Annotated in this window: 9 protein-coding genes and 1 pseudogene; 7 read left to right on the top strand and 3 right to left on the bottom strand. The window is 68.4% G+C overall.

What is annotated here, in order from left to right; all coding sequences use genetic code 11:
• The first annotated feature begins 87 nt into the window (after nucleotides 1–87).
• The 7 genes from ACQKIP_RS15200 to pgi all read left to right on the top strand — a co-directional run bounded on the left by ACQKIP_RS15200 (nucleotide 88) and on the right by pgi (nucleotide 9,085).
• Entirely contained in the window at nucleotides 88–3,069 is a 2,982-nt protein-coding gene (locus tag ACQKIP_RS15200; protein WP_365853115.1) for a M14 family metallopeptidase, read from the top strand.
• Nucleotides 3,070–3,258: 189 nt separating this feature from the next.
• Nucleotides 3,259–4,269, top strand: coding sequence for a type I glyceraldehyde-3-phosphate dehydrogenase (gene gap / locus ACQKIP_RS15195; RefSeq protein ID WP_365853117.1), 1,011 nt, complete (start codon nucleotides 3,259–3,261; stop codon nucleotides 4,267–4,269).
• Between the two features lie 106 nt (nucleotides 4,270–4,375).
• Nucleotides 4,376–5,587 (top strand): phosphoglycerate kinase, encoded by a 1,212-nt coding sequence (locus ACQKIP_RS15190; RefSeq protein ID WP_365853119.1) that lies wholly within the window; start codon nucleotides 4,376–4,378, stop codon nucleotides 5,585–5,587.
• A gap of 6 nt (nucleotides 5,588–5,593) precedes the next feature.
• Complete coding sequence (gene tpiA / locus ACQKIP_RS15185) at nucleotides 5,594–6,370, top strand: triose-phosphate isomerase (protein WP_365853121.1); 777 nt, start codon at nucleotides 5,594–5,596, stop codon at nucleotides 6,368–6,370.
• A gap of 124 nt (nucleotides 6,371–6,494) precedes the next feature.
• Nucleotides 6,495–6,725: a preprotein translocase subunit SecG gene (gene secG, locus ACQKIP_RS15180; RefSeq protein WP_135329442.1), complete on the top strand. Its 231-nt coding sequence runs from the start codon at nucleotides 6,495–6,497 to the stop codon at nucleotides 6,723–6,725.
• A 192-nt stretch (nucleotides 6,726–6,917) separates the two neighbouring features.
• Complete coding sequence (locus ACQKIP_RS15175) at nucleotides 6,918–7,253, top strand: RNA polymerase-binding protein RbpA (RefSeq protein WP_078077905.1); 336 nt, start codon at nucleotides 6,918–6,920, stop codon at nucleotides 7,251–7,253.
• Nucleotides 7,254–7,432: 179 nt separating this feature from the next.
• On the top strand, nucleotides 7,433–9,085 hold the full coding sequence (gene pgi / locus ACQKIP_RS15170) for a glucose-6-phosphate isomerase (RefSeq protein WP_365853123.1): 1,653 nt from the start codon (nucleotides 7,433–7,435) through the stop codon (nucleotides 9,083–9,085).
• A 69-nt stretch (nucleotides 9,086–9,154) separates the two neighbouring features.
• On the opposite strand, the gene pgl is transcribed toward pgi, so the two are convergent.
• The 3 genes and pseudogenes from pgl to ACQKIP_RS15155 form a co-directional block, all read right to left on the bottom strand.
• Complete coding sequence (gene pgl, locus ACQKIP_RS15165; protein WP_365853125.1) at nucleotides 9,155–9,934, bottom strand: 6-phosphogluconolactonase; 780 nt, start codon at nucleotides 9,932–9,934, stop codon at nucleotides 9,155–9,157.
• Nucleotides 9,931–10,959, bottom strand: coding sequence for a glucose-6-phosphate dehydrogenase assembly protein OpcA (gene opcA, locus ACQKIP_RS15160; protein WP_365853127.1), 1,029 nt, complete (start codon nucleotides 10,957–10,959; stop codon nucleotides 9,931–9,933). The genes pgl and opcA overlap by 4 nt, the downstream gene beginning before the upstream one ends.
• Nucleotides 10,956–11,549 (bottom strand): annotated as a pseudogene (locus ACQKIP_RS15155) (glucose-6-phosphate dehydrogenase); the annotation flags it as partial. The pseudogene ACQKIP_RS15155 and the gene opcA, both read right to left, overlap by 4 nt.

The following is an 11,549-nucleotide window of genomic DNA, read 5'->3' as shown; positions in this document are numbered from 1 at the left end:
CCTCTTCACACCATATTGACATGATCATGAAGTGTCACGAGCCTGGCGTTCGCGCACAAATGCGCCGGACAACCGCAAGGGGGGCTCATGAGACGCAGAGCGAGATCCAAGAGATCCAGAGCCGGTTTCAGATCGGTCGTCGCAGCGGGCGCGTTACTGGTCGGCGGACTCGTCGCCGTACCGCACGCGCAGGCCGACAGCGGGGAGAAGGCCCCGGCCGCCGATGATCCGGCGGCCGTGAAGGTCTATGAGGCCGAGGTCACCAAGAAGCAGATACCGATCCTGGTCGAGGCGGGCCAGGACGCCCACGAGCTCGCGGGGCAGGCCCCCGAGCGAGGCACCGCCCGGGTCGAGGTCTATCTGACCGAGGCGCAGGCCAAGGGCGTCGAGCGCGAGGGCGTCGAACTCACCGAGCAGAAGGTCTCCGCCGCCACGCAGCAGAAGCTCAAGGCCGCGGGAGACGGTGTCTTCCGGCCGTACAGCGGCGCGGGCGGCCTCAAGGAGGAGATCGTCAAGACCGGTCAGGCCCACCCGGGCCTCACCAAGGTCGTCTCCATCGGCAAGACGCTCAAGGGGCAGGACATCCTCGCCCTGAAGCTCACCAAGAACGCGGACAAGTCCAAGGACGGCTCCAAGCCCTCCACGCTCTACATGTCCAACCAGCACGCGCGCGAGTGGATCACCCCCGAGATGACCCGCCGCCTGATGCACCACTACCTCGACAACTACGGCAAGGACCAGCGCATCACCAAGCTCGTGAACTCCACCGAGCTGTGGTTCGTGCTCTCCGCCAACCCCGACGGCTACGACTTCACGCACGCCGCCGACGGCGAGCGCCAGTGGCGCAAGAACCTCCGCGACATCGACGGCGACGGCAAGATCGCGGCGGGCGACGGCGTCGACCTCAACCGCAACTTCGCCTACAAGTGGGGCTACGACAACGAGGGCTCGTCCCCGGAGGCCTCCTCGGAGACCTACCGCGGCACCGGACCCATGTCCGAGCCCGAGACCAAGGCAATCGACCGCTTCCAGAAGCGCATCGGCTTCGAGTACGGGATCAACTACCACTCGGCGGCCGAACTGCTCCTCTACGGAATCGGCTGGCAGGTCGCCACGCCGAGCCCGGACGACATCCTCTACAAGGCGCTGAACGGCACCCCGGAGAAGCCCGCCGTTCCCGGATACCACCCGCAGGTCTCCTCCGAGCTCTACACCACCAACGGCGAGGCGGACGGCCACGCGGGCAACATCAACGGCATCTCGATGTTCACGCCGGAGATGTCCACCTGCCAGACGGCCTCGAACGTCGACCCGAACGACGCCTGGAAGCCCGAGGACTGCGCCTCCATTTTCACCTTCCCGGACGACGAGAAGCTGATCCAGCAGGAGTTCGCGAAGAACGTTCCGTTCGCGCTGGCCGTCGCCGAGACCGCACTCCACCCCGACCAGCCGGTCTCCGTCACCGGCATCGAGGCCCCCGACTTCACGCCGGACTCCTTCACGCAGTCCTACGCCCGCGGCGGTGACCAGGAGGTCGCCGTCACGGCCCGCAAGTCGGTGCGCGACAAGGAGCTCAACTACCGCATCAACGGCGGCCGTACGCACGACGAAGGCGTCAAGGCCTGGAAGGGCGGCGAGACGTACGGCGGCGAGGACAACCTCCACTTCGACCAGTACCGCGCCGAGGTCGAGGACGCACGCGTCGGCGACAAGGTCGAGGTGTGGTTCACCGGCCGCAACAAGAAGGGCCGTACGGAGAGCCCGCACTTCACCTACACCGTCACCGAACGGGCCAAGGCGAACACCCTCGTCGTCGCCGAAGAGGGCGCACCCGCGACCCAGGCCCAGAAGTACGTGGACGCCCTCAAGGCCAACGGGCGCTCGGCCGTGGTCTGGGACGTCGCCAAGCAAGGCGTCCCGCACCCGCTCGGCGTCCTGTCGCACTTCTCCGCGGTCGTGCACTACACCGGCGACCCGGTGCCAGGCGCGCCCACCCAGCTCGCCCTGCGCGCCTACCTCAACGAGGGCGGCAAGCTGATCGAGTCCGGCGAGCGCACCGGCAGCAACGTCGACCTCGGGGACGCGCTCTCCGACGACTTCGCGCAGTACTACCTGGGCGCGTACGAACGGCTGTCCGCGCCCGGCGCCACCAGTTTCGAGGGCAGCGGCGCGCTCGACGGCGTCAAGACGCCGCTGGCGGCGGCCGAGGGCAACCCCCTGGACAAGGCGGGCCGTTACACCGTCACGTCCGACACCCTGCCCGCGGACGAGTTCCCGCAGTTCAAGAGCGCGGCGGCAGGCAGCTATCCCGGCATCACCAACCCGTACGCACCCTTCGCGGGCCAGGGCATGGCATCGGCGACCCACGCCGACCAGGACTGGAAGCGGCTGACCCGCACCATCGACCTGACCAACGTCACGGCCGCCGACCAGCCGCAGCTGCGGTTCGCGCTCAACTGGAACCTCGAGACCGGCTACGACCACGGCGTCCTTGAGGCACACACCACCGGCGCCGACGACTGGACCACGCTGCCGGACTCGAACGGCAACTCGTCCCAGGCCGTGCCCGCCGAGTGCGGGGCCGGGTTCTTCATCAACGGCCACCCGTTCCTGCGCCACTACCTGACCCAGTCGGCGACCGGCTGCACGGCGTCGGGCACCAGCGGCGCCTGGAACAGCTTCACCGGGTCCTCCGGCGGCTGGAAGCCCGTCTCCTTCGATCTGAGCGCCTACGCGGGCAAGACGATCGAGGTGTCCCTCAGCGCCATCACCGACCCCTCCAGCGGGGGCCGGGGTCTCTTTGCCGACAACGCCCAGCTCGTGATAAGGGGCAACGCCACGGAGACCGAGGGATTCGAGACCTCTCTGGGTACCTGGGCGGTCGCTCCGGCGCCCCCCGGGAGCCCCAACATCACGGGTGACTGGGCCCGTACGGGGGAGCTCTACAAGCCCTACGCGGCCGTCACAGCGCGTGACAGCGTGCTGCTCGGCTTCGGGTTCGAGCATGTACCCGGAAGTGCCGAACGGGCCGCTCTTATGGGCGCCTCCCTTGCACATCTGCGCCGCTGACGCTGCGTAATCAGGAGCCCGTTCACGGTGGCTCGTACTTCCTACTCGGGGGTACGGGCCACCGTGCCGTCCGACCCCCCTGTCGATGTCACCCAAAGGCCATCAGAGAGGTAGGGTCGGAGGCGGTCGGGGACATCCCATACATCTCGCCGGCGTCTGAAACCGGCGTACCAACGAGGAGATCGGTTCGTGACGATCCGCGTAGGCATCAACGGCTTCGGCCGCATCGGGCGCAATTACTTCCGAGCGCTGCTTGAGCAGGGTGCGGACATCGAGATCGTGGCTGTCAACGACCTGGGTGACACCGCGACTACGGCTCACCTCCTGAAGTACGACACCGTCCTGGGCCGTCTCAAGGCCGAGGTGTCGCACACCGAGGACACCATCACGGTCGACGGCCACACCATCAAGGTGCTGTCCGAGCGCAACCCCGCCGACATCCCGTGGGGTCAGCTGGGCGTCGACATCGTGATCGAGTCGACCGGCATCTTCACCAAGAAGGCCGACGCCGAGAAGCACATCGCCGGTGGCGCGAAGAAGGTCCTCATCTCGGCTCCGGCCAAGGACGAGGACATCACCATCGTGATGGGCGTCAACCAGGACAAGTACGACGCGGCCAACCACCACGTCATCTCGAACGCGTCCTGCACCACCAACTGTGTGGCGCCGATGGCGAAGGTTCTCGACGAGAACTTCGGCATCGTCAAGGGCCTGATGACGACGGTCCACGCGTACACCAACGACCAGCGCATCCTGGACTTCCCGCACTCGGACCTGCGCCGCGCCCGCGCCGCCGCCGAGAACATCATTCCGACCACGACCGGTGCCGCCAAGGCCACCGCTCTGGTCCTCCCGCAGCTCAAGGGCAAGCTCGACGGCATCGCGATGCGCGTCCCCGTCCCGACGGGCTCGGCCACCGACCTCGTCGTCGACCTCCAGCGCGAGGTCACCAAGGACGAGGTCAACGCCGCGTTCAAGAAGGCCGCCGACGACGGCGCCCTCAAGGGCATCCTCTTCTACACCGAGGACCCGATCGTGTCGTCCGACATCGTCAGCGACCCTGCCTCTTGCACCTTCGACTCCTCCCTGACCATGGTCCAGGAGGGCAAGACGGTGAAGATCCTCGGCTGGTACGACAACGAGTGGGGCTACTCCAACCGCCTCGTCGACCTCACGGTCTTCGTCGGCGGCCAGCTCTGATCAGCAGAGCAGGCACCTCGATGTGAGCACAGGGTCCGGACCGCGCAATACTGCGTGGTCCGGGCCTTGTTGCACGTCAGCCCTCCAAAGGAGTCCTGGACCAGTCATGAAGACGATCGACGAACTTCTCGCCGCAGGGGTCGAAGGCAAGCGGGTCTTCGTCCGCGCCGACCTCAATGTGCCGCTCGCCGACGGCACCATCACCGACGACGGCCGTATCCGCGCCGTCCTGCCGACCGTCACCAAGCTCGCCGAAGCGGGCGCCAAGGTGATCGTCGCCTCGCACCTCGGCCGCCCCAAGGGCGCCCCGGACCCGGTGTTCTCGCTGCTGCCCGCCGCCGAGCGCCTCGGCGAACTCCTCGGCAAGCCCGTGGCGTTCGCCCAGGACACCGTGGGCCCCGCCGCGCACGACGCGGTGGACGGCCTGGAGCCCGGTCAGGTCGCCGTCATCGAGAACCTCCGCTTCAACGCGGGCGAGACCAGCAAGGACGACACCGAGCGCGGCGAGTTCGCCGACAAGCTCGCCGCCCTCGCCGACGTGTACGTGGGGGACGGCTTCGGCGCCGTGCACCGCAAGCACGCCTCCGTGTTCGACCTCCCGGCGCGCCTGCCGCACTACGCCGGTTACCTCATCGCCACCGAGGTCGGCGTCCTGAAGAAGCTCACCGAGGACGTCAAGCGCCCGTACGTCGTCGCGCTCGGCGGCGCCAAGGTCTCCGACAAGCTGGCCGTCATCGACGAGCTGCTCGGCAAGGCCGACCGCCTCCTGATCGGCGGCGGCATGGCGTACACCTTCCTCAAGGCCCAGGGCCACGAGGTCGGCATCTCCCTCCTCCAGGAGGACCAGGTCCCGACCGTCAAGGAGTACATCAAGCGTGCGCAGGACAGCGGAGTCGAGCTGGTCCTGCCCGTGGACGTGCTGGTCTCCACCGAGTTCCCGGACCTGAAGACCAAGGCCCCGGCCAACCCCACCACGGTCGCCGCGGACGCCATCCCGGCCGACCAGGAGGGTCTCGACATCGGTCCCGAGACCCGTAAGCTCTACGCCTCGAAGCTCGCCGACGCGGCCACCGTCTTCTGGAACGGTCCGATGGGCGTCTTCGAGCACCCGGACTATGCCGAGGGCACCAAGGCGGTCGCTCAGGCGCTTCTCGACTCGCCGGCCTTCACGGTCGTCGGCGGCGGTGACTCCGCCGCCGCCGTCCGCACGCTGGGCTTCGACGAGAACGCATTCGGCCACATTTCCACCGGCGGCGGCGCCTCCCTCGAATACCTCGAGGGCAAGACGCTCCCCGGCCTCGCCGCACTGGAGAACTGACACCTGATGACTACGCGTACCCCGCTGATGGCGGGCAACTGGAAGATGAACCTCAACCACCTCGAGGCCATCGCCCACGTCCAGAAGCTCGCCTTCGCCCTCGCCGACAAGGACTACGAGGCCGTCGAGGTCGCCGTCCTGCCCCCCTTCACCGACCTGCGTTCGGTGCAGACCCTGGTCGACGGCGACAAGCTCAAGATCAAGTACGGCGCCCAGGACATCTCGGCGCACGACACCGGTGCCTACACCGGTGAGATCTCCGGCCCGATGCTCTCGAAGCTGAAGTGCACGTACGTGGCCGTGGGCCACTCCGAGCGCCGTCAGTACCACGACGAGAGCGACGAGGTCTGCAACGCCAAGGTGAAGGCCGCCTACAAGCACGGCCTGACCCCCATCCTCTGCATCGGCGAGGGCCTCGACATCCGTGAGGCCGGCCAGCAGATCCAGTACACCCTCGCCCAGCTCGACGGCGGCCTGAAGGACCTGCCCGCCGAGCAGGCCGAGACCATCGTCATCGCCTACGAGCCGGTGTGGGCCATCGGCACCGGCAAGGTCGCGACCCCCGAGGACGCCCAGGAGGTCTGCGGCGCGATCCGCGGCCGCCTCGCCGAGCTGTACTCGCAGGAGCTCGCCGACAAGGTGCGCATCCAGTACGGCGGCTCCGTGAAGTCCGGCAACGTCGCCGCGATCATGGCGCAGCCCGACGTGGACGGCGCCCTCATCGGCGGCGCGGCACTCGACCCGGACGAGTTCGTCAAGATCGTCCGCTTCCGCGACCAGTGAGTATGCGGTAGCGCCGATACGTCGTACCCTTGCGGGGGCCGGGCGACTCGCTCAGCGAGGCATCCGGCCCCCGTCGTCGATACAGAGTCGATTCAGATCCGAGGAAGTTGGTCCAGCCGTGGTTATGGGGTTCTCGATCGCCCTGATCGTCTTCAGCCTGCTGATGATGCTTCTTGTCCTGATGCACAAGGGCAAGGGCGGCGGTCTTTCCGACATGTTCGGTGGCGGCATGCAGTCCTCCGTCGGCGGCTCTTCCGTCGCCGAGCGCAACCTCGACCGCATCACTGTCGTGGTCGGTCTTCTCTGGTTCGCGTGCATTGTCGTGCTCGGCCTGTTGATGAAGGTGAACAACTGACCGCGAAAGCGGCTTGATTGCCACCTTGCGAAAGCTTCGCTTAAAGCCCCATGTACGGTGCGCGCCGCACGGCGCGGATTATCATGGGGCTTGCGTCTCTGTGCGGGGTGTAACTCCAAACACTGGACGCGCGTTGGGCCTTACGTAGACTGAGGCGCCCGCAGCAGCACCATCACGCAGGGAGTTACGACCGTGGCAAGTGGCAACGCGATCCGAGGAAGTCGGGTCGGGGCGGGGCCGATGGGCGAGGCCGAGCGCGGTGAGTCCGCGCCGCGTCTGCGCATCTCCTTCTGGTGCTCCAACGGGCACGAGACGGTTCCCAGCTTCGCCAGCGACGCGCAGGTGCCCGATACTTGGGACTGCCCCCGCTGCGGCTTCCCGGCCGGTCAGGACCGGGACAATCCGCCGGACCCGCCCCGCACCGAGCCGTACAAGACGCACCTGGCATACGTACGCGAGCGGCGCAGTGACGCGGACGGCGAGGCAATTCTCGCGGAGGCGCTGGCGAAACTGCGGGGCGAGATCTAGAGCGTGAGAAGGGCCGGACATCCGCGGATGTCCGGCCGCTGTGCTTTTCACGCGGCGTTTACCGGCACGTGTGCGGACAGACAGCTTCAGAGATCTCATATCGGGCCCTGATCAATTAGGTTGGAACGTGCAGCGGGGCAAGGTACGTACACAGGTACGAGAGAAGGCTGAAGTCCGAGATGAACGCAGAAAGCCGCGCCAGGCTCAACCAGACGCCCGAATGGGCGGCGATCGGCAAGCACCGGGAGCAGCTGGGGGAGGTGCAGCTGCGTGATCTTTTCGCGAAGGACCCGGCGCGCGGCACGCAGTACACGCTTCAGGTCGGCGACCTGCACGTCGACTACTCCAAGCACCTCGTCACCGACGAGACGCTGAGGCTCCTGCGCGAGCTCGCCGCGGCCACCGACGTCTTCGGTCTCCGGGACGCCATGTTCCGCGGCGAGAAGATCAACACCACCGAGGACCGCGCCGTCCTGCACACCGCGCTTCGCGCCCCGCGGGACGCGGTGGTCGAGGTGGACGGCGAGAACGTGGTGCCGGCCGTGCACGCCGTGCTCGACAAGATGGCCGCCTTCTCCGGCAAGGTCCGTTCCGGGGAGTGGACCGGTCACACCGGCAAGCGCATCAAGAACATCGTGAACGTCGGCATCGGCGGCTCCGACCTCGGCCCCGCCATGGCGTACGAGACGCTCCGGTCCTTCACCGACCGTGATCTGACCGTCCGCTTCGTGTCGAACGTCGACGGCGCCGACCTGCACGAGGCCGTGCGGGACCTGGACGCCGCCGAGACGCTGTTCATCATCGCTTCGAAGACGTTCACCACGATCGAGACGATCACGAACGCGACCTCGGCGCGCAACTGGCTCCTGACCGAGTTGGGCGCCGACCAGAGCGCGGTCGCCAAGCACTTCGTGGCCCTGTCGACCAACGCCGAGAAGGTCTCCGACTTCGGCATCGACACGGCCAACATGTTCGAGTTCTGGGACTGGGTCGGCGGCCGCTACTCCTTCGACTCGGCGATCGGCCTCTCGCTGATGATCGCCATCGGCCCGGACGCCTTCCGCGAGATGCTCGACGGCTTCCACCTCGTCGACGAGCACTTCCGCACCGCGCCCGCCGAGTCGAACGTGCCGCTGCTGCTCGGCCTCCTCGGCATCTGGTACGGCAACTTCCACGACGCCCAGTCGCACGCGGTCCTGCCCTACTCGCACTACCTCTCCAAGTTCACCGCCTACCTCCAGCAGCTGGACATGGAGTCCAACGGAAAGTCCGTCGACCGCGACGGGCGGCCCGTGGACTGGCAGACGGGACCGGTGGTCTGGGGCACGCCGGGCACCAACGGGCAGCACGCGTACTACCAACTCATCCACCAGGGCACGAAGTTGATCCCGGCCGACTTCATCGGCTTCGCCGAGCCGGTCGCCGATCTGCTGCCGGGCCTGGTCGCCCAGCACGACCTCCTGATGGCCAACTTCTTCGCCCAGACGCAGGCGTTGGCCTTCGGCAAGACGCCCGACGAGGTGCGGGCCGAGGGCGTGCCGGACGAACTCGTCGCGCACAAGACGTTCCAGGGCAACCACCCGACGACGACGCTCCTCGCCAAGGAGCTGACCCCGTCGGTTCTCGGCCAACTCATCGCGCTCTACGAACACAAGGTGTTCGTGCAGGGCGCCGTGTGGAACATCGACTCCTTCGACCAGTGGGGCGTCGAGCTCGGCAAGGTGCTCGCCAAGCGCATCGAGCCCGCCCTGACCGAGGGCGCCGACGTGCCGGACCTCGACGGTTCGACGACGGCCCTCGTCGAGAAGTACCGCACGCTGCGCGGCCGTTGAGCCGATAGGACGCAGTACGGCCCGGCCCGCCGAGAGGCGGACCGGGCCGTACTGCTGTCACACGACCGCTCAGGGCGAAGCCGGCGGATACAGATCGCGCGGCAGCTGCGAGGCCGCGGCGGCATCGAGCAGCCACAGCGTCCGCGACCTGCCGTACGCGCCCGCGGCGGGCGCCTGTACCTCGCCCGCGCCGGACAGCGCGATCGCCGCGGCGTTCGCCTTGTCCTCGCCCGCCGCGAGCAGCCACACCTCGCGGGCCGAGCGGATCGCCGGGAGCGTGAGCGTGATGCGCACGGGCGGCGGCTTGGGCGCGCCGTGCACGCCGACCACCGTCCGCTCGCTCTCGCGGACCGCGGGCAACTCCGGGAAGAGCGAGGCGACATGGGTGTCCGGACCGACGCCCAGCATCAGCACGTCGAACGTCGGCACCGGGCCGTGGTCCTCGGGCCCCGCGGCCGCGGTGAGCTCGGCGGCGTACATCCCGGCCGCCGCGTCCACCTCGTACGCGCCGTCCGACGCGGGCATCGGATGCACCCGGGCCGGGTTCAGGGGCACCGAATCGAGCAGTGCCTCCTTGGCCTGGGTGTAGTTGCGCTCCGGGTCGCCGTCCGGCAGGAAGCGCTCGTCGCCCCACCACAGGTCCAGGCGCGACCAGTCGATCGCGTCCTTGGCCGCGGACGAACTCAGCGCCGCGAGCAGGCCGTTGCCGTTGCGGCCGCCGGTGAGGACCACCGACGCGAAGCCGCGGGCGGCCTGCGCGTCGACGATCTTCGTGATGAGGCGGGCCGCGGCGGCCTGCGCCATCAGCTCCTTGTCGCGGTGCACGACCAGCTGCGGGGCGGCGCTCACTTCGCCGCCGCCTTCTTGGCCGCGGTCTTCTTCGCCGGGGCCGTCTTCTTGGCCGCCGCGGTGGGCTCTTCCACGTCGGGGACCGTCGAATGCTCCGCCGACTCGCCCAGGCGGTCCACGCCGAATTTCAGCGCGGACGCGTAGGTGTCGTCCGGGTCGAGACGGCGCAGCTCCTCGGCGATCAGCTCGGCCGTCTCGCGGCGCTTGAGCGCCACCGCACGGTCGGGCTGCCCCTGGATGGAGAGCGTGGCGAGCGAGCCGTCGGCCCGGCCGAGCACGATGGGACCGCAGTCGGTGTCCATGCGTACGCCGGTGAGGCCGGGGCCCGCGGACAGCGAGCGCTTCACGGGCACGGAGAGCCGGTCCGCGAGCCACATGCCGAGCAGCTCACAGCTCGGGTTGAACTCCTCGCCCTCCACCTCGACCGCGGTCACCTTGCAGTGGACCTGGTCGAGAGCGGCCGCGAGCATCGAGCGCCACGGGGTGATCCGGGTCCAGGACAGGTCCGTGTCGCCGGGGCTGTAGGCGTCGGCGCGCGCGGTCAGCTCGTGGATCGGCTGCTCGGCGGCGTAGGTGTCCGTGACGCGGCGCTGGGCGAGCGCGCCGAGCGGGTCCTTGGCCGGGTTGAGCGGCGCGTTGACCGGCCACCACACGACCACCGGGGCGTCGGGGAGCAGCAGCGGCAGGACGACCGACTGGGCGTGGTTGATGACCTCGCCGTACAGCCGCAGGACCACCGTTTCGCCGGTGCCCGCGTCCGCGCCGACCCGTACCTCGGCGTCCAGGCGCGAGGTCGTGCGGTCGCGGGGCGAGCGCGCTGCGCGCTTGATGACGACCAGGGTGCGCGAGGGGTGCTCGCGGGACGCTTCGTTGGCCGCCTTCAGGGCGTCGTAGGCGTTCTCCTCGTCGGTGACGATGACGAGGGTGAGCACCATGCCGACGGCCGGGGTGCCGATCGCCCTGCGGCCCTTGACGAGCGCTTTGTTGATCTTGCTGGACGTGGTGTCCGTAAGGTCGATCTTCATGGGCGACGCCAGCTCCGTCCGTCTCGTGCGAGCATTTCGTCCGCCTCGGACGGGCCCCAGGTCCCGGACGGGTACTGCGCGGGCTTGCCGTGCTTGTCCCAGTACTCCTCGATCGGGTCGAGGATGTTCCAGGAGAGCTCGACCTCCTCCGTGCGCGGGAAGAGGTTGGCGTCGCCGAGCAGGACGTCCAGGATCAGGCGCTCGTACGCCTCCGGGCTGGACTCGGTGAAGGACTCGCCGTACGCGAAGTCCATCGACACGTCGCGGATCTCCATCGAGGTGCCGGGCACCTTGGAGCCGAACCGGACCGTGATGCCCTCGTCGGGCTGGACGCGGATGACGATCGCGTTCTGGCCCAGTTCCTCCGTCGCCGTGTGGTCGAAGGGGGAGTGGGGCGCGCGCTGGAAGACGACCGCGATCTCGGTGACGCGCCGGCCGAGGCGCTTGCCGGTGCGCAGGTAGAACGGGACGCCCGCCCAGCGGCGGTTGTCCACCTCCAGCTTGATGGCCGCGTAGGTGTCGGTCTTCGACTTGGCGTCGATGCCGTCTTCCTGGAGGTAGCCGACGGCCTTCTCGCCGCCCTGCCACCC

Origin of the sequence: Streptomyces sp. NPDC059900 (assembly GCF_050270335.1) — a bacterium.
Classification (GTDB): domain Bacteria; phylum Actinomycetota; class Actinomycetes; order Streptomycetales; family Streptomycetaceae; genus Streptomyces.
This window is presented reverse-complemented; position numbering and strand designations above follow the sequence as displayed.